Origin of the sequence: Allobaculum sp. JKK-2023, assembly GCF_034745455.1 — a bacterium.
In the GTDB taxonomy this organism is placed as follows: domain Bacteria; phylum Bacillota_I; class Bacilli_A; order Erysipelotrichales; family Erysipelotrichaceae; genus Allobaculum.
Genome location: NZ_JAYERV010000003.1, coordinates 2708046 through 2733950, shown reverse-complemented (window position 1 = coordinate 2733950; position 25905 = coordinate 2708046). Strand labels below are relative to the sequence as shown.

Genomic DNA, 25905 nt, shown 5'->3' with positions numbered 1-25905 from the left:
GTTTGAATGCGCTGAAAATCCGATCCAGATCACAGGACTGGCCTGTCGATCTAAATCGGATTCAATTTATTTTAATCAAATTTCAAACTTTATCCCTATGGTTTTTGATCTGCTGGTTTTATTTTTCCTTCTGGCAATCCGGGCAATACCAGGTGCTGCGGCCGTTGATCCGGGTCTGAACCAAGGTCTGGCTGCAGTGTGGACACTTGGCTCCTTCTTCTTTTCCATGAACCGCCAGTTCATTCTGGAAACTGCCGGCATGGCCATCGCCATAGGAAAAGCTGCGGATGGTTGTTCCTCCCATCTCGATCGCCTGATTTAAAATCCAACGGGTTTCATCCAGGATCCGTTTCCAGTCCGCCAGATCCAGCTGACTGGCCGGCATGAGCGGCGAGATTTTTGCCCGGTATAAAATCTCATCCGCATAAATATTGCCAATCCCGGCCATGGCTTTCTGATCGAGCAGAAAAGTCTTCACCGGAATCTTGCGTTTACGGGCTTTTTCATACAGTTCCGTCTCTTTCAAAGATGGATCCAGAGCATCTTTTCCGACATTTTTGAATACTGGCAGGCATTGCCAGTTTTCAGTTCTGGGATACAGATACATCCGCCCAAACTTGCGGGTGTCCTTGTAACAAAGCACCCGGCCGTCTGAAAGTTCAAACATGGCATGGATATGTTTGCGATCTTTCAGAGGATCGAGATTCTCAACCTCTGCCATGGAATTCAAAATCAGAAACTTGCCTTCCATGCGCAGATGCGCCACCAGATCCAGATCATCCAGCTCCAGAAGCAGATATTTGCCCAGACGTTTAAAACCGCGAAAATGTTGATGCTCCAAGTCCTGGCAGAACTCTTCAACAGGAAGATTGGCCGCCAGTTTGGGATGGGTAATCGTGGCTTTGAAAATCTCCGCATCCTGGAGTTGGTCCTTTAAGTAGGTGAGGACGTTATGGACCTCAGGGGCTTCCGGCATTATTTCGCCTCGTACCAGCTGCGGCCGGCCCCAATGGAAGCTTTCAGAGGAACACGCAGTTTCATGGCTGAATCCATAACTTCCAGAATCAGTTTTTCCATTTCATCTTTTTCTTCATCTGGCACTTTGAAGATCAGCTCATCATGAATCTGCAGGATCATTTCACTCTTCAGGCCTCTTTGGGCGATCGCTTCATTGACTTTGATCATGGCCACTTTGATCAGGTCGGCAGCCGAGCCCTGAATTGGCGCATTCATGGCAGCCCGTTTGCCAAACTCACGGGTCATGAAGTTTTTATCTTTAATTTCCGGGATCTCGCGGCGGCGGTGGAACATCGTTTCCACATAACCATGTTCTTCGCAGAAAGAAATCAGCGAATCCATGTAGCGATGGATATTTGGATAGCTGGCCATATACGCGGCAATAAAGTCCCGGGCCTGGACGCGGCTGATTTGGAGCTCCTGCGACAGGCCAAATTCGGTCTGGCCATAAATGATCGCAAAGTTGACCGTTTTAGCAATCCGGCGCTGTTCATCGGTCACTTCATCTGGTTCTTCGCCAAAGATAATGGAAGCCGTACGCTTATGAATATCAATATCATTGCGGAAGGCTTCAATCATGAACTGTTCATCGGCCATATGAGCCAGCATGCGCAATTCAATCTGGGAGTAATCCGCGGAAATATACCAGCAGCCTTCCGGCGCGATAAAGGCCTTGCGGATCTGGCGGCCTTCTTCAGTCTTGATGGAAATATTTTGCAGGTTTGGATCCGAAGAGGAAAGTCTTCCCGTTGTGGTCAAGGTCTGGTTGAATGTGGTGTAGATTTTGCCATCCACAATGTATTTGGATAAACCTTCAATATAGGTGCTGACGATCTTGGAATACTTTCGGTATTCCAGCACTTCATCCACGATTGGGTGAGAGCCGTGCATTTTTTCCAGAACATCAGCTGCGGTCGAGCGTTTGCGGCCGCTTTTGAGTTTGAGTTGATCAAAAAGCACTTCACCCAGCTGCTTTGGCGAGCCGATATTGAACTTATGGCCTGCATATTCATAAATCCGGCTGGCAATTTCATCCATGCGCTGCGTATACTCTTCGCCAATTTCTTCCAGAACAGTCTTGTCACAATCAATACCACGGCATTCCATTTCAAACAGAATCGTGGTCAGCGGACGTTCGACCTGGGTATAGAGCATCATCAGATTCTCCTTCTCGAGGTCTTTAAGCAGCTGTTCGCTTAAGCCGACAAGACCCGCACACCATTGTGCATACACAGGCAGAGCACGCTCTTGGGTGAAACCGCCCTGTTTTTTCAGACTCAAGTCATGCAGCGAAGTCGACAGTTCAATATCAACCGCTTTGAGTTTATCTTCCGTGTTCCCTGCCGAAGAATTAAGCAGGAAGATCATCAGATGCAGATCCTGTTCAAACTTTGCCAGTGGAAACCCATTGTTTTTGAGCAGATGCAGAGTATCTTTAATCGACCAGGCTTGCAGTGTGGTATCCGTTTTTAACAGATCGAGGAACGCTTCATCCTTTATGGCAGCTTCTTTTGGCAGATAGTGGATTTCACTGCCTGCCGGATAGAGGAATCCATACAGCTCCTGGCTGAAGAACGGTTCTCTGTTTGCGAGCGGAAGCAGAATCAATCCGTCATTCTTTTTGCCATCAAAGGCAGTGACGGTTTTGAGTGTCATTTCGTCTTTGTTGCCTTCGGGATGGAAGTCCAGCTTGTCTAACAGGCTTTTCATCTCATATTTGCGATAGAAATCTGCCTCTGTTTCTTTTCCGTCACCATAGGCTAGATCAGGCAGATCAAATGGCAGTTTCATCTGGCGGAAGATCGTGGCAATTTCTTTCGAGAGATAGGCCATCTCTTCCCCTTCCTGCAGGTATTCTTTGCGTTTGCCTTTGATTTCATCGATATGTTTGTAGACCCCGTCAATGGTTCCAAACTGGTGAAGCAAGGTCAATGCGGTCTTTTCACCGATGCGGTTGACGCCTGGAATGTTGTCGGAAGGGTCGCCCATCAGACCTTTTAAATCAATGATCTGCTGGGGTTTGAGTTCATATTTATCCCAGATGGCTTTTTCGTCCATCAGTTCATAATTGGACACACCGCGCTTCATCATGATGACTTTGGTATGATCATCAACTAACTGTAAAAGGTCTTTATCTCCGGTCAGAATCACTGTTTCCATTTCTGGATCCGAACCGGCCATGGATCCGATGATATCATCAGCTTCATAGCCTTCCTGCTCATAGCGGGTGATCTGCACCGCATCCAGGTATTCACGGACAATCGGCATCTGAACGAGCAGTTCCTCATCCAGAGGCTTTCTGGTTCCTTTATAATCAGGCATCTTGTCATGCCGGAATGTTTTTTTGCCGGCATCCCAGGCAACCAGGATCGCGTCCGGTTCTGTTAGGGAAATCGCTTTTTGAAGCATGGTAATAAAACCGAAAACCGCGTTGGTCGGAATTCCGGTTGATGTGGACATTGGGTTGGAGTAAATCGTTGAATGGTAAGCTCGAAAAAGGACGGAGTTTCCGTCTACAAGCAACAGTTTTTTCATAAACACACCTCTCTGACAATTCTAGCATGGTTTTTTGCGTTCTATGAATTCATCCTGAACAGATAAAAAGCCGGATACAATCCGGCTGGTTTTGGTCTGTAAATCTATAAAATCCAATCTTTCAATCTGAAAAATGGCTTCATCTGAAGGAAAACCAACAAGATTCAGATTTTGTCAGGCCGAAGGTCGGGGGTGATTGGTATTGGGAACCTTGCGGCGGTCAATGAGCCGTCTGCGATTCTGGCTGCGTTTGATCATCCGGCTTTGAAACAGATAGAAACGATCCATGACCAGATCGACATAGATGGTGGCAATCACGACCAGGCTGCTGGTCAGGATCGTCAGCAGTTCAATATGGTAGAACCAGGTAAACAAAGACACATTGGTGATCCCCGTCATCCGCTGATAAAGATAGGGGATAAAATCCACCAGAAAGATCAGCGAAATGTAAATCACGCAGGCTGACTCCATGCTGCGGGCTTTGTTTTGATAAACGCCAGCAGCCAGCCCAAGAAGTGGGTAGAAAAGAAAGCAGAACGGGAACGTTCCAGTAAAGAACAAATCCCGGATAATCCCCGCAAAGGCCCCGATCAGCATCCGGTTGAGCCAGGGTTTGTCTCGGACAAAAACCAGGATGCCGGCCAGATAGAAATGCCAGGCAGCTGACATCTTTGTATAGGTAAAGTCAATCGGAAAGGCGAATGCGAAGATGGAGTCAAGCATCGCCAGGCAGAAAAAGCCAAAAAGAATACCAAAGGTCTTTTTCATGGCGCCGGTGTTCCTTTCGAGAAGATATTTACGTAGGAAAATCCGCTGATATCTTCAACCGGTGAGGCATAAACCGTAGAAACAACTGCATCATCATTCATGACCGTTCCGGTGACTGTCCCGACCATCAAACCCGATGCATATACACCACCTTTGCCGGACGTTGCCACCTTCTGCCCCGGCAGCACGACCGCTTCATGGTCAAACAGCCGGATTTCGTAACGATTGGCTGCAGCATCATAGCCCTGAAAGACCCCTTCAACTGTCGAGCCATCATCCATGGAAATCTGGATGGCAAAATCGTTAGGCAGCTCGTTGCTTGTCAGCAGCGTAACGGTCGAAGTATTGGTCTGGACTTCACTGACCATGCCGACCAGACCATACGCTGAAGCAACAGCCATCCCTTCTTCTACGCCACTGGCCGACCCAGCCGAAACCGTAAAGGTCTGATTCCAAGTCTGGCCCGGACGGGCAAGCACCTGAGCCGAAATCTGAGTCGCCTCAGGCATGGAGTTTTTCAGCTCCAGCAGCCCCTGCAGCTCGAGATTTCGATTATGCTCCTGAGCATACAGGGTCTGATAAGAGCGCTGGTTGGCGAGCTGCTCATTGAGGTAGACATTGTCCTGGTAAGCATGCCAGAGATTGGAAAAATCTGTCAGCGCATTTGAGACCGATGTCGCCGGTGATTCAAACAACCCATAGCGGATGTATGTCCAGGCACTGTAGCCAAGATCGGAAATTGTATTCTGCCGCAGCGAAAGCATCAGGCAGCTCAAGACGAGAAAGAAACTGATCAGTGAGATCAGAATTTTCTGCATTCTGGATAAACGGCGCATGTGGTCCCCTCCCCTTAATTCTGTCTATCCATTATAAAGGCCTGTCAAATGGGATTCAATCAAGCAGTTGATGAGCCCGGAAACTGAAGGCGCTGTCACGGCCGACAATGATGTGGTCGAGCATCTGGATCTGGCAGATCCCCGCTGTCTGGAGCAGTTTGGCCGTCAGTTCGAGATCCTCATCAGATGGATTTGGGTCATTGGATGGATGGTTGTGTACAAAAATCACAGAAGCTGCATTGCACAAAAATGCCTCCCGAAACGCATCTCTTGGATGAACGAGGGAACAGTTGAGCGTTCCTAAAGAAAGCAGGCAATGCCTGATAATCTGACCTTTCGTATCCAGATACAAGGCCGCAAAGTGTTCCTGCTTCTGGTTTCCATATTCGGCCTGGAACCATTCCACAACATCATCCGTGTTGGCAATCGTGACCATCTGCGCACAGGCTTTCTGACAATGACAACGCGCTGCTAACTCAAGGGCGCCCTGAATCAGCAAGGCCCGTACCCGCCCGATGCCTTCAATGGCTGTCAGCTGTGGATAGGTCAGCTCAGGAAGACGATGGAGATTGTCGCTTGCTTCCAGCAAGTCCTGCGCGATCTGCAAAGCGTCTTTTTTTTGCGTCCCGGATCCAATCAGCAGGCAGATCAGCTCCTGATCAGATAAGGATGAAAGTCCAAAGCGCAAAGCTTTTTCCCGAGGGCGATCATCCAGACGATAATCTTTAATCTTCATGCTTTCTCATACGCAGAATTTCACCCTTTGTATTTTGATTTTGGTCCTTTCCTGTATTTTGATTATGACCATTTCAGTCTTTGACCTGGCAGTTGTTCTCGACAGGATTTTGTTGACCGTCCGATCGATAGCCCAGAGATATCGTCTGAGCCGTAAAGAAAAATGCCAGCCAAAGCAGGTTTCAGACCTTTCAAAGATCCGCCAAATCCCGGACCACCTGAAATATCCTCCCGATTTCTACGATAGGTATCGATGATATTCAGTTTCAGACTATTTTTTAAAGAATTTGCGTGACATATGATAGCTCAAATGATACTATTGTTCCTGCCCGAAGCGAATGGCATGCAAAACTTTCTGAATATTTCTTCCTGAATATTTCTTCGAACGAGTTCTCAAAAAATTCTTCAAAAAAATATTTTGAAAAAGTGCTTGCATCCGACGCAGATGACATGCTATTATAACGAGGCAGTCAAGAGACGGCACATCCTTGGAGAAGTACTCAAGTGGTTGAAGAGGCGCCCCTGCTAAGGGTGTAGATCGGGAAACTGGTGCGAGAGTTCAAATCTCTCCTTCTCCGCCAAATTGGTCCAATGGCGCAATTGGTTAGCGTACCTCCCTGTCACGGAGGGGGTTGCGGGTTCGAGTCCCGTTTGGACCGCCACTTATGCAGATGTAGTTCAATGGTAGAACACGACCTTGCCATGGTTGATACGGGAGTTCGATTCTCCTCATCTGCTCCATTTTTAAAGGTCCAATGGCGCAATTGGTTAGCGTACCTCCCTGTCACGGAGGGGGTTGCGGGTTCGAGTCCCGTTTGGACCGCCATTTATGCAGATGTAGTTCAATGGTAGAACACGACCTTGCCATGGTTGATACGGGAGTTCGATTCTCCTCATCTGCTCCATTTGAACATTCACTCACGGAGATCCGTGAGTTTTTTTATTTCATCGACGCTTCTATAGTTACTGTTCATATCCGAATACAGTTCAGCAGCAAATTTCTCTGCATTGAACCCAATTCTAACTTCAATTCGGTTTTATTCGTAATATTCTGGGAAATCGATCGACCCGCTCCGGTTAAGTTGCTCCTTATCTGGCTAATTCCTGTTTTGCACACCATCTGTCAGCAGAAGAATTGAACAGCACTCCTCAACTTTTTATTACAGCAGGTTACGAGAACCGTACCCAGAATAGGATGACTGTGTTTGAATTTTTGCCAGGTCGTTTACAGATCGTTTAAAAGTTATTTGAGAGGATCAAATCCCTGACAGATGCTGTTCCATCCCTTCAGTTGACAAGTCAATAGAACACAGCTATTGTTGACTTATCAACTGAATAGAGGAATGCATATGGATAAAGTCGGAACATGTATGACTGTATTGATGCGGCAGCTGAATTTGTTCTTTAAACACGAACTCTCTGAGGTGGAGATTACAGCATCGGAACTGATGTATCTTTCACAGCTGTATGAAAAAGACGGACTTACTCAGGAAGAAATGGCCGCTGCGATAACCGTAGATAAAGCGGCAACGACAAGAACAATCCAGGGAATGGAGAAGAAAGGGCTTGTTCGAAGAAAAGCACACGAGAGCAATTACCGGGCAAAAAGAGTATATCTGACCGATAAGGCAAAGAATGCTGAAGCGCAAATTCGTACTCTCCAGAAAAGATGGACAAATTTTATAACGCAGGACATGACAACAGAAGAAACAGAGAGTGTTTCATCAAGCCTAAAAAAGATGGCACAAAGAGCAAAAGAAATCAATCAGCAGGAGAATTAATGTATGGACATGAAACAGGCAATGTGCGAAAAACACACGGTAAGAAAATACACGGACGAGGCGATTCCAAAGGATATCGTGTCGTTGCTCAATGAACGCGTCAGATGGAATAATGAACATTATGGTCTATCCATTAAGCTTATAACCAATAACAACACCGCAATACCGAGAGTGATTCAGCTGATCCTCGCTAAGGGAGTGAATAACTTTTTTATTATGGCAGGTCCTAAAGGAGCTGATGAATTCTGTGGGTATTGCGGTGCAGATCTGATGCTGTATGCGCAGACGTTAGGTTTGAATACATGGTGGGTTGGCGGAACCTTTAATCGCAAGGGGGTTCAAAAGAAGTCAGAGGGCGCAACGCCGGTAGGGATCATTGCCGTAGGTTTTGGTCAGACACAAGGTGTGCCTCATAAGTCCAAAAAGGCATCTGATGTCAGCGCTTATGAAGGTGACGCTCCGGACTGGTTTAAAAATGGTGTAGAAGCAGCACTTTTAGCCCCTACAGCACTCGCAAAACAGGCATTTTCAATCCGAGGAAAAGGAAATAAGGTTTCTATTTCCTGCGATAACGGCATTTTTACCGGAGTGGATACCGGACTTGTGAAGTACCATTTTGAGCTGGGGGCTGGAAAAGGTAATTTTGAATGGAAATGAGATCAAGTCGACAGCTCTATGGAGTGATAGCAGACAAGTCACTGTATAAGGAAGTATCGCAATGGGGACTCTGAAGAAAAGTCACCGTTCATGCCGCCTGTTGTAATAACCAGAGGTGTGAACTGGAACCTTCTAAGCCGCAGATTTTTCAATCCTCTGTGTTCCCTGCTGATGTTTGCCTTCAGCCAGGATTTTTTATCGGTCGATAAAAAAGAGCAGCATTTTTACTCGCTGCTCTTTCCACCTTTTTTGGCTCTCTTTTCGGCTTTTTTAGCCCGTTCTTTGGCGGCCTCCGGCAAAAAATACTCCACCGCTGCTTCTACAAAATTTATAATCTCCGGTCTTTCTTCCGGATCACGCACTATTGCTGCGTATGGAAACTTCAGATCAATCAGAGTGAACTTTTCATCTTTGAGTCGATCATGGTCCAGATTTTCTTTCACCGCAAGACCAACGCCATTGGCCAGACGAACCGTTTTAATCAGATCATCCAGACTGCGGGCTTTTGACTGCCACGCGGCACCGCCTCTTTTTAAGCCACAGGCAACCAACGGATCCACGAAGAAGGTCACCGCCTGCCGGCGGTCGAGCACAACAATATTTTCATTTTGAAGATCTTCAACTGCGATCTTTTTCTTCTTTTCGAACGGATGATCCTTGGGCACAATCAGGCAGAGTGGATACTCAAACAGATCCACCATCTTCAGCTCTGGGTCCTCATCAAAGGCAGAACGCAGACCAAAGACAATGTCCACATCCCCACCAACCAGAGCATTTTTCAGCCCAGGGATATCCTCCTTGCGAAAGGTAAACGTCACCTGTGAATTCTGGCTTTTGTACTGGCTGACCAGATCGATAACCCCCTGATTATCCCGGGTGCCGGTAAAGCCAATCTGAATCTGCGGAACCGGGGTGTAATCCATCTCTTCAAGCAGTTCGTTGGCCATTTCTTCAAGACGATTACAGCCATGATAGAATTTCTCGCCGAGCCGGGTCAGCCGCTTTTTACCCTGAAATTCGGAGAACAGCTTGAGATTAAGCCTGCGTTCGAGGGCACGAATCATTTCTTCCGCCTCATCCTGCTCAATTCCCATGGCGTCAGCGGCTCTGTTTAATGATTGTCGTCTTGCAGTTTCCAGAAACAACAGAATTTTATCTTCCAACATATTGGCTGCCTCCTTTTTCATCGCGTTTCAGGGTTAAATTATCTCAGATCCCGCTCCATTCTTCCTGCTTCGAACACATTTTGCCTCTGGCTGCCAGAACAGCCCTTTCACAGAGTGAGAATCCATGAATCTGCAAATCGAATTCTGTCCTGGCTCAGTCCTGGCGTTCATTCTGATCAATGAAGCGGATAACCTTGGCAGGGACTCCCCCAGCCAGGGCATTGTCCGGCAGATCTTTGGTCACCACACTGCCAGCTGCAATCACACACCCCGAACCAATCGTTACGCCTGGCATAACAGATACGTTTGCCCCAAACCAGCAGTTATCGCCAACCACAATCGGTTTCGCAATTTCCAGCCCCTGGTTGCGCTGGGTATAATTCAGGGGATGATTTGCGGTGTAAAAGCCGCAATATGGACCAATGTAAACATCGTTGCCAATGGTAATTCCCCCGCCATCCATCAAATAACAACTGGCGTTGATAAAAACCCGCTTGCCAAGATGAATCAAGCTGCCATAGTCAGCTGTAAATGGCGGACGAATATCCAGTCCCTCAGGAAGTTCTTCAACCTCCAGCAGTTGTTTTAGAAGATCATACCGTCTGGAATTGGTAACAAGTGTATTGGAATATTCGATACAAAGATCAGCACAATGTGCCCGTAGTTCAATCAGTCTGGGATCATAGTTGGCGTCATATAAGAGGCCAGCATGCATTTTTTCAAGTTCTGTCACAGGATTCTCCTCTTTATCTTCGCAATCTCTTCGGCTAAATATTTTTACCGTCACTTTGGTCTGCGCTTCTTCAGATCCTTCAGATATTGAAGAAACGCGTTTGCTTAAAGCCAGTGCTGCATGGCTTTTTAGATTTTTAAAGCTTCAGGCCCGATTTCGAGCCGCTTTTTCAATCTCAGTTTACCTTTGAACAGCTTTCTTGCCCATCTTTTCATTTCAAATTGCCAACAGCAGATCCAGCAGCCTGCCCAAAATAAAAGGGACTTTCATCCCTCGTATCTGATTTGAAAATTCAAGGCGGTAAAACCAGTCGTTTCTGGCATGGTTTACTTCATGGTCGCAGCCAGAACATCCATGGCGTTTTCTACCTTCTTCTTTTCGTCTTCTGTCATCAGTCTTTCATGGGCATCATGATCCTCAACAGTTCCCTGATGGCCCATGACAACCTTGCCATCTTGAATCGCAAGAACCAACGGCACATACAGGGTTGGCACCCCTTCGTCATTGTCCTGAAGGTACTTTCCGATATAGGGTGCAATCTGATCGCGCTGCTCATCGGTATACAGCCGCTCTTTCATGGCATCACGGGTTTTCACATACAAAACCTCAACCCCCTGCTCTTTGGCCGCCTTGTCTAACAAGGGAACGATTTCTTCACACCACGGACAACGGGAAAAGCCAAAGTACACCAGACCGCTCTTTCCGTTTTCAAAAAGCGAGATGGCCTCATCAAAGCTGATTTCTGTAAAGTCTGAAACAATCTGGTTATACGCTTCAATTCGATCATTTTCTGAAGGCATTTCGGTTGTCTGGCTTGTTTCGCACTTTGAATCGTCGGGTGCACAGGCAGCAACGGATCCGGTTGTCTGGCTTGACTGGCCTGAATAGCTGCTCTTAGAAGCCTCGCCTGTCCCAGCCTGGCATCCGCAAAGCAGGCAGGCACTCAGGCCAAGCACGGCCCATCGGGTTCGATCTTTTCGTTTTCTCATCTTCTGTCCCTTTCATCCTGTTAGGCAAGGATACCCCATCCAAATTGCTAGGCAGTTTGGGTGGGGTCATTGACTATGTTCTGGTCTTACTCGAATCAGACTGATTGTTTCTGACTCATTTCTGGCTGAATTTCCCTGCGGCCCGCTGTTTTCGCTTTCAGCCCTGATTTTGGCGAAGAGCGAGTGTCTAGGCTTCTTTTAACTGGGAACGCTTCTTTTCATAGAGAACTTTGGCCGGTTTATAGAGCAGGCCATAGACAGGCAGGTCAAATTCGCCGATATATTCGTGAATCATTGGCGCAAAATTGTCCTTGAAGTGGGTCAGCCCATCATCCAGACTTCCTTCCACGCCACCCATGCTGAACTCCTCACAGCCTTTCTCAAAAGCCCAGGCGAAGTTTTCAACGTAGGTTTTGTATTGCGGCATGAAGCGGCGGAAACGATCATCCATGCCCGCATACAGCATTTCGCAGGATCTTCCGTATTTAACGGTCAGCACCCCGGCAATTGGACGGGGTCGATCTGAACCGACAGTATTGATAATTTCCTCAATATTATGAATATCCTTCTGAGCTGAGGCTTTCTGCTCTTCGAGCGTAAATCGCTTTTTCTTCTGGTTTTCTGGCAGAGCAGCAATCTGGCTTTCGAGATCAGCCAGTTTCTGCTGGCATTCGGCCAGAATCCTTCCTGGATCACACATCGCCAGCATGATGATGGAATCATCTTTATAGGTATCAATCAGATGCGCAAAGTAGTCGCGGTTGCGCAGGCTGACATGCTTGCGGGATTCCGTCATTTCAACCAGCGCCGCAAAGTCATCGAGCAGCTCATCCCGGCCGCTGATAATTTCAAGATGTCGCTTCTCTGCTTCCTTAATCAGCTTACGCGTCTTCTTGGGCATTGCCTGGAGGATATCTTCCGGTTTATCAAGAATCGAGGCAAATCTGGCCTGAATAGCCTGGGAAAGATCCAGAACGAATCCCTGGTGAATGGCTCCGGCCGCTTCAATGGAAGAAACCAGTTTTTCGTTGCCGTTGCGCGGGCGATCTTGATCACTGGAAGGATATTTTCCGATTTCAATGGCTGGGTCCATCTTGATAAACAAAGCATGATGTCGGCGGCCTTCTTTTTTGAGGGCGCTGAAATAGAAGCTCACCAGCTCAGAATTGGTGTAATCCATGATCGGTCCGCGGGGGATGTAAAACATGGAGAACCCCATTGGCAGCTGTTTGATCAAAACAAGGGCAGTCCCCACCAGCTTGCCATCCTGGTAAACGCCTGTATGCATCGATCCCCAGTTGGATTTGATTTTCGACCAGTTGTAGCTCTGTAACAGGTTGCTCAGGGCATGACTGCTCGCAAACGCATCAAATTCCGCCTGTGGAATTTCTGTTTTAAATTCAAAGTGTGACATGAACAAACTCCTTATCTGTCGCAGTTATTATAGCGGGATCACGGCCAACTCCAAACCTGACCCTGTTTTTCCCGGTGTTTGCAATCCCTTCCTAACCTATACGGTCTCATCTGATCAATCCTGGCACGAGAAATCCAAAAGAGCATCCAGGTTGATCAAAGCTGTCAAGTCCGGATTTTTCCGTATCAAAAATGGTACTTATTGCATGATCCGAATTGCCCCTTGCGATATTAACTTTATCTTAATCCATTTCAGCGGGCCCTTATAAAACGGAAAAAGAGGCCGCTTATCAGAAAGACAAATCTTTCCTTTTAAAATCTTTATGTAGCCCCCGTAAAGCTGGTTCAGGGACTGCGGCGTACCAAAAAACTGTATGATTTATGGGCATATTCCTCAATCCCACAGGCAAATAAAATTTCTTTTGATTTTTTCCAAAACAATTTTAGATGAAATCATCTTTAAATAAAGACAATTTAAGAAATTTATACAATCTTTATGTAACCGCTTTATTTTCTTAGGTCAGATTTTGGTTTATTATAGTTTTCATCAGCAGACCAGTTGTTTGATGACTCAAATCGTAGTCGTTTTATCTTTCTTTATTTCAACTTCATTTCTTCTCTTCGCACTAACCCTCCGCTTCCACCTCGATGAGAGCGGCCCTCCTCATTTCTGCACAAAGGAGGGGTTTTGATCAGTATGAAATTCGCATTAATGCTTTAAATGTATAAATTAAAATTAACCGCATCCAACCAGCTGCGCTGTCTGAGAGAGAATCTAGAAAATGAGAGGTGTAAGTTATGGATTTATCATGTAATCACGCCTGGGTCAGAGTTGAAGAGAATGAACACGCCGGATTTGGCTACCGAATCCTTTCTTCCACCGCTAACCACGCTGCGCGCAAACCGGTCCCGGGGACCAAATGCATTGAAGTCGGTACTGGACTGACATGGACCGTTGCCTTCAAGGATGGTGAATTTTTTGCCATCCGCAAAAAGGCGCAGCCTCAGTGGATGGAATAATACTGCTCTTCTAAACTCGCCGCTAACTGTCTGGCCAACAGGTCAGGGAAATACACCGATAGCTTGAACAAAGGAAAAACGAATTTTGCAGCCGTTCTGGAACCAAGATCTTGATCTGGTTCCAGTTTTCTTTTTTCCGCCCAGCTGCAGGCTTCTTTTTCAATCCGGCTATCTGCTCCGTTCTGTCTTTTTGAAGGACTTTCTGTGCGCATCTCAGGGGATGCGTGTGTCAACACGCCCTAAAATAGAAGATGATGCGCGCAAGGAAACGATCTTCCTGGATTCAGAACTCATTGCGCACAAAAATTTTATCTCAGATAGAAAGGATGATTTTATGGATTGGAAAGACAGTTTTAACCGGAACGTGCTGATGCAGGGCTGGCGTCGATTCCAGAATCACGAAATGGGACCGATCATGAAAAACAACAACACCTATTTCGTTTCGAACCCTGAAGGGTACCAGACCCGGGCTGTCATTGATAATGGATATGTTGATTCCATTTCCTGCTCCTGCTTTCGAGGACGACGCGGCGAGCTTTGCGAACATGAAGCCGCCTTGCTGTTTGCCCTTGAAAACAATGCCTCTTCCTCCAGAAAAACGCCAGACACCCCCTCAAAATCCCCATCAAAAGAAGACCGCCAGATCCCTCATCCAAATGCTTATTTGCGCCCTGAAGCCTCTCCATTTGGCAGGACTTCAAGACCCGTTAAAGAAGCTCCCAAGACATCCTGGTCTCATCCCGACGGACCTGCCACACCCAAAGTGACTCCACCTTCCTCAGATGATTCGATGCCTGCCAACCCATTATTGGATGAACTCCAGAAACTTTTTGGATTGGAAACCCCAAGCGCTCCCATCCATCCTCATGAACAGGCTCCAAAAGAAGAAAAGCCATCGGCTTTTGAAGGACCAGGAGCCGATTTCAAAAAACCAGAAGCTGATTTTAAATCTTCTGCTTACCACACTCCAACAAAGCCAGCACCAAAAGCCACTGAACCAGATCGTGCACCATACTGGCACCCGGATCCTGCCGCTTTAAAAAAATCAGGCGATGAACCATTCAATTCCTGGTCAGTCAGAGACTCAAAGCCAGAGTCTGTTCGGCCAGAAGCTGCCACAGAAGCATCTCAAAGGCCAGGACCTGAAAAGCCTTTGCAGGATCCAGAAGATGAATTCACAGATCCGTTTGAAAGATGGATGAATGCTGCCAGACAGGCTCAAAACCAGCAGGATCTTCAAAAGCCAGAAAATGAACCCCTGCCGACACAAAAGCAGCCAGAGCCGTCCACCTTTAAAGCGCCAGAGCGAAATAACCAGCCACATCCCTCCTGGTTCTGGGATCCGTTTCACCCTGATACAAAATCTCCGTTGCAGACTCAGTCCAAACCGGAATCAGAGCCAGAAAAAGAAAACGCCTTTTTCCGACCAGAGCCGCCAGAACCAGCTGCTCCGGTTGAGTCAAAGCCGCAAATGCAGCCGACCGCTTCTGATTCCAGTACGGTAAAGATCACTCCTTTTGAGGCTGAATCTGAAAGGACGCATTCACAGCCTGCTTTTGAAGAAAAGAAGCCGCAGGCCAGGACAGCGCCGGCAGATGAGGAGCCGACAGTACGACCAGACATCCATGCCTTCACACCCCCAGCCGTAAAAACAAAATTGGTGGGCAGCCCTGAACCGGTCAAAGAAGAAGCATTCACCGATGCACCTTCCAAAGCCGATGCTCCAAAAGCAGAATCTTCAAGGACTGCTTTTACAGGCATCCAGACCGATAAGCCCTATGACTTTGAAGCCTTGTTACAGAAGCTGTCTTCGGGTGATCTTTCTGCCTTATTAAATGCCTATGGCAAAATGCACCCTGAATTCCAGGATTTCATTCTGGCCGGTTCTCTGGAAACCAATCCAGAGGCCATCGGCCTGATCTTTGAGGAAGCGCATATCCGGCTGAAAGCCTGCCTGCTCAAAGATGGAAGTTTCCAGGAACGCGAAGCATCCCGTCAGGCCAGAGCCTTTTTGAGCTGGCTGGATGACCAGCTGCTTGCTTTGTTTGCCAGCCGCCAGGAAGCCAGCGCTTCTGATCTTTTAAGGAATATTCTGAATGATCTCAATGAATCTGTTCGTATGGACGATGAACTGGAAACAAATTTCCTGGTTCACGAGATCTTCTCCAGACTTGACCATCTGCTGGCTGGTGCCCCGGCTTTAGTGGTCAAGGATACATTCTCGTGGATGGAAGACCATCTGGCAAGTCCTGTTCGGACAATGATTGATCTTCCAATGCTCCACCTGGTTGAAAAGCCATACTTCGATCGAGAAGAGTTGGCTTTGCTCAAGCTCAATCTGCTCACTTCGGTTCTTAATCAAGCCGATGACTATTCCCTTTCTGTCGCTGCACGCCACCAGCTTCTGAACGCCATTCTGGATCTGGTTGCTGCCTTCCCACAGCTTGAACAGTCGGCGACAAGCTTCATGCAGACCTATGGATCGTCCCCACAGGCCCTGCTGAAAAAAGCGCATCAGGCGATTGAACATAACCGTCCTGGCCTTGCACAAGTCCAGCTCAAAAAAGCCAGAGCCAGTACGCTTTCCAGCTCGCAGGAAGAAGAAGTCTGCCGCCTGCTGATCCAGATTTACCAGATCGAAAAACAGCCGGATTTAGCCGTCCGTCAGCTCAAAGAACTGATCTTTGTTCTCGATGCGGCTGACCCTGATGACCTGGCTTTGCTTAAAAAGCTCGAATCGGATGATGAATGGGCCGAAGACCTGAAGAAACTGGAAACTACAGCCTCGCCTGAGCTGCTGATTCTTGTTTATGACCGGCTGCATCTGGATGACAAACTGTTAGCCGTTCTTGAAAAAGAGCCGCAAATTCATGATCTGATTGACTATGAAGATCGTCTGAATGCCGTTGATCCAGATCGTACGGCCAGGCTCTGGCTCAATGCAGCGCATTCCATTGCGGATCAAGCCAATGAACGTCATGATTACCATCGTCTGGCTGCCGCCTTACGCAAAGCGGCGGATCATCCATCCACACACGATGAAGCTTTGCAGTTTGCGTATGAGCTCAAAGAAATGAACCACCGCCGCAAAGCGCTGATTCAGGAACTTCACCACGCCGGCTTCTGATTGCATGCTGCCCGCAAAAAAAGGATCAGCACTTGATAGAGTCGAAATCGAGCGTCTACATCCTGTCTGATCCTTTGTCTGGCATTTAAAACGTAAAACACCAGTCCGCGGTTCTTCTGTTCTGGAACGGAAGAGCCGTTTTTCTATGCTTTCCATGCTTCATTTCGGTTCTGAACATTTGTACATCCGATGTCTTTTATTGATTGAATTCTCACAATCATCCAGAACGCATTGTCCCTTCAGTCCTGTTTTTGTCGGGATAGAACCAGGCCTGCAAATTTCGGATACCGTTAGATCTGGAATTTCTTTTTCGAAGTTGCTTTCTGATGAATTTCAATATAATTCAGAAATAAATAAAATCTGTAAGGAACCAAAGTATCATCAATTGTTAAAATGGTGTCGATGATTTCAACAAGGAGGTGCAGACAATGAATTATCAAGAAATCAATGCCCAGACGATCGACAAATGGGTGCAGGCTGGCTGGCAATGGGGCATTCCAATTTCGCATGAACAATTTGAAGCAGCCAGACACGATCAATGGGAGGTGGTTTTAACGCCGACCAGGCCTGTTCCGCACGAATGGTTTGGAGATCTGAAAGGAAAGAAGATATTGGGACTGGCCAGCGGCGGCGGACAGCAGATGCCGATTTTTGCCGCTCTCGGAGCCGATTGCACGGTATTGGATTATTCGTCTAAACAGCTGGAAAATGAAAGACTTGTAGCCAAAAGAGAAGGCTATCCAATCCGGATCGTTTGCGCGGATATGACGAAGCGGCTGCCGTTTGAAGCAGAAGAATTTGACTTGATCTTTCATCCGGTCTCCAATTGCTATGTGGAGGATGTCAAACCGATCTGGAAGGAATGCTGGCGGGTCCTGAAAAAAGGCGGCGTATTGATTGCCGGGATGAATCATCCCCTTATTTATATGGTGGATGAAGAGGAAAAGATGATCATCAACCATATGCCATTTAATCCCCTCAAAAACAAGAAACAGATGGAACAGCTTCAAAGGGAAGATGCAGGCGTTCAATTCTCGCATTCGCTCGAAGAACAGATTGGCGGCCAGCTGGAAGCCGGCTTCAAACTGACTGCTCTTTACGAAGATACAGCCGGTGCTGGCAGACTGCATGAGCTGAACATCCCAACTTTTTTCGCCACGAGATCTGTAAAAGAATGATCTGAGAAAGCAGCCATAGAAATGGTCTTTCTCAATCGTTTCTCCACTCAATTGACATCAATTATCGCACACTGCTCGCAGAGGAGTCTGAAACCTGCTAAAAACCGATGTGATCGAGTCATTGTCCTTGATCTTTTCTTGAGAATCAGCGACAATACTCAACGGAAAGAAACCTTGTGGATTCAAAACAAACCAGAAATGTTCAAAGTGTTTTTGGCCCGATCTCCTCAGGTTTGAAAAACAAATTATCTGAAGAAATTTGTTGACAAGTTCTTTCCAACCCTGTATTATAACAAAGCATTCTTAAATGGCGGTTGTGGAGAAGCGGTTAACTCAACGGATTGTGGCTCCGTCATGCGCGCGTTCGAATCGCGTCAGCCGCCCCATTTTATGAATACTCCGTGTCAGGAAACTGACACGTTTTTTTATGCTCTGTCTTTATGCCCTGTCTTCACTGACAGGCAGCCGGATCCCCGTCCTGGTGTCTGGTCACTTTTGTCCTTCAGCTTTGGCTGACAGGGTATGGCTGATCCCCGGACGGCTTTTTCATTGCGTCTATCGCTTCTATGACTATGACTTTAGTCAGGCTTTTCTCTTCTCTCTTTGACCTCCTTATTTTGCCTTTCAGAAGGCTAAAGAAAAAGGCCTGCCAGATCTCGATTGGAAATCCGGCAGGCCTTAAGATTAATCGTATGGTTTATAAACGGCTTCTTTCTTTTCAAAGTCGATGAAAATCTGATAGGCATCGCCCTGGTCATCCTCATCCCAGATTTCAACCAGTTTTGGCGTGACTTCAACCAGAATCTCGGTATCTACGTGAGAGTAGGCATTGTAGGATTTCCAGAGATACTGTTTGTACAGCTTTTCGAAACGGTGGCCAGGTTCGCGGGTAACCAGACCTTTGATTTCGGCATCTCCTTCGATCTGCACTCCATTCCAGCACATGGCCACGCGGGAGTTTTTATAGAGCTGCTGGGTCTTACGGAAATTTTTATCCGTCTTGAAATAAACTTTGTCATTGTAGAACAGGCAGGAGACATTGCGTACCATCGGGTAGTTGTCTACACAGCTTGCCAGGGCCATGATTTTCCATGGGCCGAGTTTATTTTCCATTAAGGCGGCTGCCTTTTCAAAGTTCATCTTGCATTCCATTCTTAATTATTTTCCTCGTTCTCTTTCTTAGTTTTCAGTTATTTGTTCATCAGACAGTATGAACCTTATTTAGGGGTCAGGTTTAGTATACGCGTTTTTTCGGTCAAGTTGGTTTTCAGGCCGATTTTTCGGGATGATTTAGGCAGGGAATGTTGGCACCATCGCCAAAACAGTTCTTTTTCAAATCCCTTAAATGAATTGTAAACCTCTTTCAGGATGAAGAGTTCAAGAAAAATAGTCCATCTGGCTCTTTGAAACAATGGCAGCGATTCGAAGGGCTTCCAGACCAGAATCCTCAGAAATTCAAGCTTGACTGGATTCGAATTCTGTTCAGAATTTGCTGGACCCTATCCCAGGGTACGCATGGTCGCCAGAATCGCCACAATGACAGTTGCAAGAATTACAGTTCCAACAACAGCCATTGTCTTCTTATTCGAAGGCACGGAAGATTCCCGTTTATCGACCAGACCCGATTTATGCAGCGCATTGGAAACTGGCTTGTAGACCAGCAGAATGATGACACTGTTGATGGCAGCTTTCAGGAAATTGAACAAAGCAATTGCGGGCAGCAGACCATTGACGACTTCCTGGGGCATACCGTAGTAAAACGGTGTAACAAAATAGTTCCAGATCACCATGACAACCACAGCCGCCGCTGTACCTGCGCACAGTCCGATAAAAGCACCATTTTTCGAATGAAGCTTTTTATAGATATAGGCTGCCGTGCAGATAAAAGAACAGCTCGAAAGCACATCCATCAGCCAGTCGAGGATGTTGCCGCCATGGAACATCAGCTCCAGCAAGGAAGAGATGGCCGATACAATAAACGCGCTGACTGGTCCATACAAAAATCCCGCAATCCCGATGACGACGTCTTTGGGGTCATACGTCAGAAACGGAACTGAAGGCACTAAAGGCACTCGAAACAACAGGCACAGCACAACTGCCAGCGCACTGAACAGTGCCAGAATGGTCATTTTCTTTGTTGAAATCTTTTTCATATGTACACCTCCACTCACAAAGAAAACTGCAAAAAACTGCTTCTTGGCATTTTTCTGTGGAAAAAGCGCACACAAAAAAAGATCTTCTTTCATCCAGACTTTAACTGTTGCTGCCGGAGTTTCACCAGGCTCGGCCCGAAGGTTCGCGGAGTATACCGCCAGTAGGGAATTTCACCCTGCCCTGAAGAGGTTTTATGCATGTCATAGTATAGCGCTTCGGGCATAGAATCGGAAAAAGAATGTTTTTTCCGGCGCTGGCTGGTCGTTTTTTTCGGTCTGTCGCTACAATATTCCTGAAACTCAGCCAGAGATCTGGATTGGATGTGGCGATCTTTGCGGATCGTTTCAGACTGATTCCATCCAGCTTATGAGCAGCGCAGGAAAGGAACGCATATGGCCCGACAGAAAAAAGCCGGCGATCCCATGCAGGGATTTCGTGCCGGCGGCAGTTTTGACTATAACGGAAAACAGGTTGTCTTGCTGATGAACAGCAAAACCGGACAGCTTGCCTTTGAAATCGATCATCAGCTTGTCAGTGACCCAGCTGTGCAAAATGAACTGATGGCCGCTTTTCAGGTTCGCAACCAGCTTCCCCCAGAAAAGAAGTAAGCCAGGCCAGAGCACCTGGTTTTTCATTTTCCACTCTTCCCTTTTCTGCTCTTCCTTTTCAAGGATTCCAATCAGGGATTCCAATCAGGGATTCAGGATTTTAATCAATCCTTGAAGAATTTCGGTCAATCCAGGCTTTTTTGGGACTTGTTTCGATTACTTTTCTATCAGAAATCTTCCAGGGCTTCCTCCTGGTTTCAGCCTTTTTCGTATACTGAACTGACAGAAGTGAAAGATTGATGTTTTCATGGTGTCTGGCTGGTCTGGCTATACTTGAAGAGGCCTGTCTTATGAAGAATCTTTTTCTTCCAGCTTTCTTGGAGGTGATTACTTTGAGTACCTATATTTCCGTCATTAAAGACTCGTTCTTTTTCTTTCCGGCAGTCGCCTTTGTCTTCACGATTCCCTATATTCTCTGGAATTATCATAAGTACGGATCCATCTGGTCTTTGCGGATTGTGGTTGTCTATTCGCTTCTGCTCTATGTCATGACGGTTCTGTTTTTAACCGCCCTGCCGCTGCCAAGTTTTGAATATGTATCCAATCTGAAAATGGCCAGAGCGCAGCTGGTTCCCTTCAATTTCGTTCACGATATTTTTAAAAACCTGAACGGATCACCAGACTCCCTGCAATACTGGATTGCCGCCATCAAGACCAAGGCGTTTAAGGAGTATGTTTTTAACATTCTCATGTGTATGCCTTTTGGTATGTATCTGCGCTATTACTTCAAGCAAAGCCTGCCCAGATGTATCCTCTATACCTTCTTGTTCTCGCTGTTTATTGAGACAACTCAGCTGACAGGACTTTGGGGGATCTATCCCCGCAACTACCGGCTCTTTGATGTTGATGATCTGATTTCCAATACACTTGGCGGTTTTTTAGGCGCACTCATCGTTTCCTGGATCGGGCGATGGCTGCCCAGCCGGCACCGGATGGATCGCAACAGTTTTGAACGCGGCCGGACTGTTTCCCTGCTTCGCCGCTCGGTGGCGATGGGAATTGATCTGTACGCCTGCTTTCTGATCAGTCTGTGGCTGGATCGGACCTTTCCCCAAATCCCCTTTTCGCTGACCAAACTGTATATGCTGGTGTGCATTGGCTGCACCACCCTCTTTGCGACGATCTTTCGCGGACAGAGCCTGGGGATGATGCTGACCAGCCTGAAAATTGTCAATTCGAAAACCCATGGCAAAGCCAGCGTGCTCGCGATCTTCTTCCATCTGGCTTTGCAGTATGGAATTGCGATTGGCATTCCTTTGTTTCTGGTCGATGAATCCGGCCATCTGCCCTGGAATCCATTTCTGGTCAGTACCGTTCTCTGTTATTTCTATATGGCCTTCATGATCTGTTCTGTTATCCTGTGCTTTACCAGAAGGCAATCCATTCCGGGACTTCTAAGCCGGACCATCGTGATCTCTGATATTCAAATTCCTGCACGCAGCCAGTAAAAAAATGCTGGCTGCTTTTTCTTTGATCCAAAACCGGCTTCAAGTCCAAAACAAAGATGGTCTTCTGGATAGAACTAAAACATCCTCCAAAATTCGGTTGGCAAAATATCGCTCTGGATTAAAATGAAATACAAGATCTGCGCCATCTCCATATTGGGAAATGGCCCAAACCGAATTGGAACGGATGCCTCTATCAGGTCATCCGTTCGTTTTCAAAATCAGGCAGAATAGAAAGAGGAAATTGATATGGATGAAAAAGCAATGCTGCATCTGGAAGACGCTGCCCAACAATGCTTTTGGACTGGCAAAGACAGTGAACTGTTCTTGGATGTGGCAACCGGTGATTTGTGGAAAGTTTCTGACCATCCAAAATACCGCAATCCGGATATGAGTCTGGATGAAGCCCTTGACCTCGAACAGAAACATCAACTCATACGGCTTCCGAAAGCCCGCGATCTTCATGAGCTGGACATTATGGATGAATATACCGACTTTGTTCCTGAAGCCGTTCTCCGGGATCTGCTGACCATTCTCAGGCAGCCTTCTCCTTTCCAGAATTACCGAAACCGGCTGGACCGGGCAGGTCTTCTGGAAGATTATTACCAGTACCGCAACGAAAGAGGAGCTGACATTCTGGAAGAATGGTGTCGGGATCAGGAAATTCCCTGCCGTCATCAGATTTCCCTGCGTGATCTGTCGAATGAATTTGACGTAAAGCTGCTTTCTGACCGGCAGGCCGGCCAGATTCTCAAACTGATGCGAAGCAATCCAAAATTTTTCCGCTTTGAGCCGCCAATGCCTTCTTTACGTTCTGTTAAAACCGACCTGGTCCGCGTTCCGCCGCACACTCTGCTTGACCAGAAATTTTATCTGGGTTACTTCCAGGGGGATCAACTGGTGGCCATTCTGGATCTGATTCTGGACTATCCTAAAGAAATGCAGGCCTGGATTGGCTTGTTGATGGTTGCTTCTGACCAGCAAAAACAGGGTCTTGGCCGCCAGATCGTTCAGGATCTGGAAGGCGCACTTGCCCGAGCGCGCTTTGCCCATATTGAACTGGCCGTGCGTCCCAACAATGAACCAACTTTAAAATTCTGGGCAGCCAATGGCTATCAGACCATCAATCGGCGCAAAGACCTTCTGATTCTGGCTAAAGACCAGAACCTTCCCGAAGAAGAATACGAACCGGAATTTGACGAAGAACCAGGCTCCTGGACATTCTGATTGCTGAAGAGCGTCCAGTTCATATTCACCTTTCAGGACAAAAAAACTGCCCTCTGACTGTTTCTGGACAAACAGTCAGAGGGCGTTTTGTAAATCTGCCACGATTTACTAAGGAGAACGGAAGGGAGCGGGTTTAGCATCGTCAGTTTGCAGACTTGAGAGTATGGATGAAAGGAGGACAGTCTGCAAAGTCAATAAGAAGGGATCTGCTTGGCTGATTTGAAGGTTCTGACCAGGCTCATGTTCAAAACCACTTCAAAACAGGGCAGAAAAAACAGATCCGAAAACCGAAAAGCATTTCCTGTGGATTGGTCTGCCTGTTGTGGGGCAGGCTGATCACTCGTTCGTTCTTTTTAAAGTCAGGTCCAATATCTGTTTGAACGGATGCAAATGGACATCGCTGATTCGAACAGAAACCGGGTAAAGCTTGGGAAAACGGGATAAAACCTATTTATACACGGCAGCATCCAGGAAAATTCAGACGTGGCATTCTGAATCCTTCCGGATGCTGTGGAAATATTCGTTTTTGATTGGGTTGAAGATGAGGGAATGTCTTTTTTGATCAGGCCCGATTTCAAAAGACATTCAGACAGGGTTCAGATCACGACCATGAATCGGATCCGATCATGCATCTGAATCCATGAAAGTCACAGGCAGTCTATTTTTCGTAATCCAGTGCCTGGGCGCCAGTTGCACCAGTGGAGATGCGGACAACATCTTCGACTGGATAAACGAAGACTTTACCATCACCGATATTGCCGGTGTACAGAGCTTTCTGAGCGGCTTTGACAACCTGTTCAACAGGCACTTTGCATACAACCACTTCAGCCTGCATTTTTGGTAACAGACGAGATTTGACTTCAGCACCTTTGTAGTAGACTGGCTGTCCTTTCTGAACACCCATGCCCATTACATTGGAAACGGTCATACCACCAATACCGATTTTTTCGAGTTCTTTTTTCAGGCGTTCGAACTTATCGATACCCGAAACAATAACAACTTTATGAATGCCGCTGCCCTCACCAATTACGGTTGCTGGCACAGCCTGATCCAGAGTGACTTCTGGAGCTTTGATTTCAACGATTGGCTGTTCGTCATCGGATAACATTTCAGTTTCCATTGCAAAGCCGGCATAAGCAGTTTCAAGACCATGTTCTTCAAGATCCAGGCCGCGGATTTCTTCTTTGGAAGACACACGCAGACCAATTGTTTTCTTGATGCAGTAGAAGGTAATAAAGATTGTGATGGCAGTCCATGTACCAATGGCCAGAAGACCAAGGAACTGGATGCCCAGCTGATGGAAGCCGCCGCCATAGAACAGGCCGACAGGAACAGGCATTGTATCTGTTCCACAGGCAAATAAACCAACACAGATAGTTCCCAGGATGCCGCATCCAAGATGAACAGGGATAGCGCCAACTGGATCATCAACTTTTAATTTGTAATCCAGCAGCCAGGTGATAAACGGAACAACCAGACCAGCCAGAATCCCGATAATGAAGGCACCTAAAGCATTGACTGCATCACATCCGGCGGTAATGGCAACCAGGCCGCCAAGCGCTGCGTTCAGGGTCATTGCAACATCTGGTTTTCCGTAACGCAGCCAGGTGTAAATCATTGTTGTGCAGGCAGCCAGCGCTGGAGCGATGGTTGTTGTTGCAAAGATTGTAGAAAGCTGAAGTCCATTGACAGCAGCGGCACCATTGAATCCGTACCAGCCAAACCAGAGAATGAAGACGCCAAGAGCACCAATTGTGATGTTATGACCAGGAATACCATTTGGTTTTCCATCTTTGGAGAATTTACCAATTCTCGGTCCAAGCATCGAGGCACCGATCAGAGCACAGGTGCCGCCAACAAAGTGGATGACAGCCGATCCGGCGAAATCGTGGAATCCCATTGCGGTTAACCATCCGCCTGGACCCCATACCCAGTGCGCTTCGATTGGGTAGATCACCAGGGAGATCATGATCGAGTAAATGCAGTAAGACAGGAATTTCGTTCTTTCAGCCATTGCGCCCGATACGATCGTTGCTGCGGTTGCGCAGAAGACAAGGTTGAACGTAAATAAAGACCAGTTTGTTCCGGCAAAGTCGAACAGTGGGTTCTGACCCCAGCCGATGAATCCATTTCCATCACCACATAACAGTGAGTAGCCAATAAACAGGAAGGCAACTGCTCCTAAGCAGAAATCCATCGTGTTTTTCATGATGATGTTGCCTGCGTTTTTCGCGCGGGTAAATCCAGCTTCGACCATCGCAAAACCGGCTTGCATAAAGAAGACCAGAGATGCACCGATCAGATACCAGATTCCGAAAACCTCAGATAAAACTTCGTTGACCATAAGTCATCCTCTCTTTCTATAAAAAACGAAAAAGGCGCCGAAACTCCCGTCTTTGGAAGTCTCGGCGCCTTTGCCGTCTTTGGATGGTTAGAGATTACGACTGTTGCTCGATAATCGCAACTGATATTCACATCTTTTCGACATACTCACTCAAAAAAACTGTAGAAAGCGA

Annotated in this window: 20 protein-coding genes, 6 tRNA genes and 1 riboswitch; of the genes, 14 read left to right on the top strand and 12 right to left on the bottom strand. The window is 47.0% G+C overall.

Going from position 1 to position 25905, the window contains the following annotated elements; genetic code table 11:
• Window positions 1–118: 118 nt before the first annotated feature.
• The 5 genes from mutM to radC all read right to left on the bottom strand — a co-directional run bounded on the left by mutM (window position 119) and on the right by radC (window position 5892).
• Complete coding sequence (gene mutM / locus U4956_RS11120) at window positions 119–976, bottom strand: bifunctional DNA-formamidopyrimidine glycosylase/DNA-(apurinic or apyrimidinic site) lyase (protein WP_323090757.1); 858 nt, start codon at window positions 974–976, stop codon at window positions 119–121.
• Window positions 976–3552, bottom strand: coding sequence for a DNA polymerase I (gene polA, locus U4956_RS11115; RefSeq protein ID WP_323090756.1), 2577 nt, complete (start codon window positions 3550–3552; stop codon window positions 976–978). Before polA ends, mutM begins: the two co-directional genes overlap by 1 nt.
• Before the next feature lie 174 nt (window positions 3553–3726).
• On the bottom strand, window positions 3727–4320 hold the full coding sequence (locus U4956_RS11110) for a hypothetical protein (protein WP_323090755.1): 594 nt from the start codon (window positions 4318–4320) through the stop codon (window positions 3727–3729).
• A complete protein-coding gene (gene mreC / locus U4956_RS11105; RefSeq protein WP_323090754.1) occupies window positions 4317–5156 on the bottom strand; it encodes a rod shape-determining protein MreC in 840 nt (279 codons plus the stop codon). The genes U4956_RS11110 and mreC overlap by 4 nt, the downstream gene beginning before the upstream one ends.
• Window positions 5157–5211: 55 nt before the next feature.
• Window positions 5212–5892 (bottom strand): RadC family protein, encoded by a 681-nt coding sequence (gene radC / locus U4956_RS11100; RefSeq protein ID WP_323090753.1) that lies wholly within the window; start codon window positions 5890–5892, stop codon window positions 5212–5214.
• A 489-nt stretch (window positions 5893–6381) separates the two neighbouring features.
• Here radC and U4956_RS11095 point away from each other — a divergent pair.
• From U4956_RS11095 to U4956_RS11065, 7 genes are all read left to right on the top strand, one after another.
• Window positions 6382–6472 (top strand) — tRNA-Ser (locus U4956_RS11095).
• 4 nt (window positions 6473–6476) lie between these two features.
• A tRNA-Asp gene (locus U4956_RS11090) sits at window positions 6477–6553 on the top strand.
• A 5-nt stretch (window positions 6554–6558) separates the two neighbouring features.
• A tRNA-Gly gene (locus tag U4956_RS11085) sits at window positions 6559–6632 on the top strand.
• Between the two features lie 8 nt (window positions 6633–6640).
• Window positions 6641–6717, top strand: a tRNA-Asp gene (locus tag U4956_RS11080).
• Between the two features lie 5 nt (window positions 6718–6722).
• A tRNA-Gly gene (locus U4956_RS11075) sits at window positions 6723–6796 on the top strand.
• A gap of 444 nt (window positions 6797–7240) precedes the next feature.
• Window positions 7241–7672, top strand: coding sequence for a MarR family transcriptional regulator (locus U4956_RS11070; RefSeq protein ID WP_323090752.1), 432 nt, complete (start codon window positions 7241–7243; stop codon window positions 7670–7672).
• 3 nt (window positions 7673–7675) lie between these two features.
• The gene (locus U4956_RS11065; RefSeq protein WP_323090751.1) at window positions 7676–8329 is read left to right on the top strand and encodes a nitroreductase family protein; all 654 of its coding nucleotides are present in this window, start codon (window positions 7676–7678) and stop codon (window positions 8327–8329) included.
• Window positions 8330–8553: 224 nt separating this feature from the next.
• Here U4956_RS11065 and U4956_RS11060 read toward each other — a convergent pair whose 3' ends face one another.
• The 4 genes from U4956_RS11060 to U4956_RS11045 form a co-directional block, all read right to left on the bottom strand.
• A complete protein-coding gene (locus tag U4956_RS11060) occupies window positions 8554–9495 on the bottom strand; it encodes a LysR family transcriptional regulator (protein ID WP_323090750.1) in 942 nt (313 codons plus the stop codon).
• 154 nt (window positions 9496–9649) lie between these two features.
• The gene (locus U4956_RS11055; protein ID WP_323090749.1) at window positions 9650–10228 is read right to left on the bottom strand and encodes a sugar O-acetyltransferase; all 579 of its coding nucleotides are present in this window, start codon (window positions 10226–10228) and stop codon (window positions 9650–9652) included.
• Between the two features lie 326 nt (window positions 10229–10554).
• The gene (locus tag U4956_RS11050) at window positions 10555–11217 is read right to left on the bottom strand and encodes a hypothetical protein (RefSeq protein ID WP_323090748.1); all 663 of its coding nucleotides are present in this window, start codon (window positions 11215–11217) and stop codon (window positions 10555–10557) included.
• A gap of 187 nt (window positions 11218–11404) precedes the next feature.
• A complete protein-coding gene (locus tag U4956_RS11045; protein WP_323090747.1) occupies window positions 11405–12631 on the bottom strand; it encodes a peptidoglycan bridge formation glycyltransferase FemA/FemB family protein in 1227 nt (408 codons plus the stop codon).
• 797 nt (window positions 12632–13428) lie between these two features.
• On the opposite strand from U4956_RS11045, the gene U4956_RS11040 reads away from it, so the two are divergent.
• The 4 genes from U4956_RS11040 (at window position 13429) to U4956_RS11025 (ending at window position 18341) form a co-directional block, all read left to right on the top strand.
• Complete coding sequence (locus tag U4956_RS11040; RefSeq protein WP_323090746.1) at window positions 13429–13650, top strand: hypothetical protein; 222 nt, start codon at window positions 13429–13431, stop codon at window positions 13648–13650.
• 334 nt (window positions 13651–13984) lie between these two features.
• Window positions 13985–16777 (top strand): hypothetical protein, encoded by a 2793-nt coding sequence (locus U4956_RS11035; protein WP_323090745.1) that lies wholly within the window; start codon window positions 13985–13987, stop codon window positions 16775–16777.
• Between the two features lie 428 nt (window positions 16778–17205).
• Complete coding sequence (locus U4956_RS11030) at window positions 17206–17955, top strand: class I SAM-dependent methyltransferase (RefSeq protein WP_323090744.1); 750 nt, start codon at window positions 17206–17208, stop codon at window positions 17953–17955.
• A 310-nt stretch (window positions 17956–18265) separates the two neighbouring features.
• Window positions 18266–18341 (top strand) — tRNA-His (locus tag U4956_RS11025).
• A 298-nt stretch (window positions 18342–18639) separates the two neighbouring features.
• Here the strand turns inward: U4956_RS11025 and U4956_RS11020 are convergent.
• Both U4956_RS11020 and U4956_RS11015 read right to left on the bottom strand, forming a co-directional pair.
• The gene (locus tag U4956_RS11020; protein WP_323090742.1) at window positions 18640–19107 is read right to left on the bottom strand and encodes a pyridoxamine 5'-phosphate oxidase family protein; all 468 of its coding nucleotides are present in this window, start codon (window positions 19105–19107) and stop codon (window positions 18640–18642) included.
• A gap of 347 nt (window positions 19108–19454) precedes the next feature.
• Window positions 19455–20108: an ECF transporter S component gene (locus U4956_RS11015; RefSeq protein ID WP_323090741.1), complete on the bottom strand. Its 654-nt coding sequence runs from the start codon at window positions 20106–20108 to the stop codon at window positions 19455–19457.
• A gap of 77 nt (window positions 20109–20185) precedes the next feature.
• Window positions 20186–20301: riboswitch (FMN riboswitch) on the bottom strand.
• Between the two features lie 200 nt (window positions 20302–20501).
• Here U4956_RS11015 and U4956_RS11010 point away from each other — a divergent pair.
• The 3 genes from U4956_RS11010 (at window position 20502) to U4956_RS11000 (ending at window position 23389) form a co-directional block, all read left to right on the top strand.
• Window positions 20502–20717, top strand: coding sequence for a hypothetical protein (locus U4956_RS11010; RefSeq protein WP_323090739.1), 216 nt, complete (start codon window positions 20502–20504; stop codon window positions 20715–20717).
• Window positions 20718–21049: 332 nt separating this feature from the next.
• Window positions 21050–22165: a VanZ family protein gene (locus tag U4956_RS11005; protein ID WP_323090738.1), complete on the top strand. Its 1116-nt coding sequence runs from the start codon at window positions 21050–21052 to the stop codon at window positions 22163–22165.
• A gap of 246 nt (window positions 22166–22411) precedes the next feature.
• Window positions 22412–23389 carry a GNAT family N-acetyltransferase gene (locus U4956_RS11000; protein WP_323090737.1) on the top strand — a complete coding sequence of 326 codons (978 nt, stop codon included), beginning with the start codon at window positions 22412–22414 and terminating at the stop codon, window positions 23387–23389.
• Window positions 23390–24047: 658 nt separating this feature from the next.
• Here U4956_RS11000 and U4956_RS10995 read toward each other — a convergent pair.
• Window positions 24048–25733, bottom strand: a complete 1686-nt coding sequence (locus tag U4956_RS10995; RefSeq protein ID WP_323090736.1) for an ammonium transporter — start codon at window positions 25731–25733, stop codon at window positions 24048–24050.
• Window positions 25734–25905 lie beyond the last annotated feature (172 nt).

Coding starts and splice junctions, on each gene's coding strand:
- U4956_RS11040 (WP_323090746.1), top strand. CDS start 13,429: ATGGATTTATCATGTAATCACGCCTGGGTCAGAGTTGAAGAGAATGAA.
- U4956_RS11035 (WP_323090745.1), top strand. CDS start 13,985: ATGGATTGGAAAGACAGTTTTAACCGGAACGTGCTGATGCAGGGCTGG.
- radC (WP_323090753.1), bottom strand. CDS start 5,892: ATGAAGATTAAAGATTATCGTCTGGATGATCGCCCTCGGGAAAAAGCT.
- polA (WP_323090756.1), bottom strand. CDS start 3,552: ATGAAAAAACTGTTGCTTGTAGACGGAAACTCCGTCCTTTTTCGAGCT.
- U4956_RS11045 (WP_323090747.1), bottom strand. CDS start 12,631: ATGTCACACTTTGAATTTAAAACAGAAATTCCACAGGCGGAATTTGAT.
- U4956_RS11110 (WP_323090755.1), bottom strand. CDS start 4,320: ATGAAAAAGACCTTTGGTATTCTTTTTGGCTTTTTCTGCCTGGCGATG.
- U4956_RS10995 (WP_323090736.1), bottom strand. CDS start 25,733: ATGGTCAACGAAGTTTTATCTGAGGTTTTCGGAATCTGGTATCTGATC.
- U4956_RS11010 (WP_323090739.1), top strand. CDS start 20,502: ATGGCCCGACAGAAAAAAGCCGGCGATCCCATGCAGGGATTTCGTGCC.
- mutM (WP_323090757.1), bottom strand. CDS start 976: ATGCCGGAAGCCCCTGAGGTCCATAACGTCCTCACCTACTTAAAGGAC.
- U4956_RS11070 (WP_323090752.1), top strand. CDS start 7,241: ATGGATAAAGTCGGAACATGTATGACTGTATTGATGCGGCAGCTGAAT.
- U4956_RS11050 (WP_323090748.1), bottom strand. CDS start 11,217: ATGAGAAAACGAAAAGATCGAACCCGATGGGCCGTGCTTGGCCTGAGT.
- U4956_RS11000 (WP_323090737.1), top strand. CDS start 22,412: ATGGATGAAAAAGCAATGCTGCATCTGGAAGACGCTGCCCAACAATGC.
- U4956_RS11020 (WP_323090742.1), bottom strand. CDS start 19,107: ATGGAATGCAAGATGAACTTTGAAAAGGCAGCCGCCTTAATGGAAAAT.
- U4956_RS11060 (WP_323090750.1), bottom strand. CDS start 9,495: ATGTTGGAAGATAAAATTCTGTTGTTTCTGGAAACTGCAAGACGACAA.
- U4956_RS11030 (WP_323090744.1), top strand. CDS start 17,206: ATGAATTATCAAGAAATCAATGCCCAGACGATCGACAAATGGGTGCAG.
- mreC (WP_323090754.1), bottom strand. CDS start 5,156: ATGCGCCGTTTATCCAGAATGCAGAAAATTCTGATCTCACTGATCAGT.
- U4956_RS11065 (WP_323090751.1), top strand. CDS start 7,676: ATGGACATGAAACAGGCAATGTGCGAAAAACACACGGTAAGAAAATAC.
- U4956_RS11015 (WP_323090741.1), bottom strand. CDS start 20,108: ATGAAAAAGATTTCAACAAAGAAAATGACCATTCTGGCACTGTTCAGT.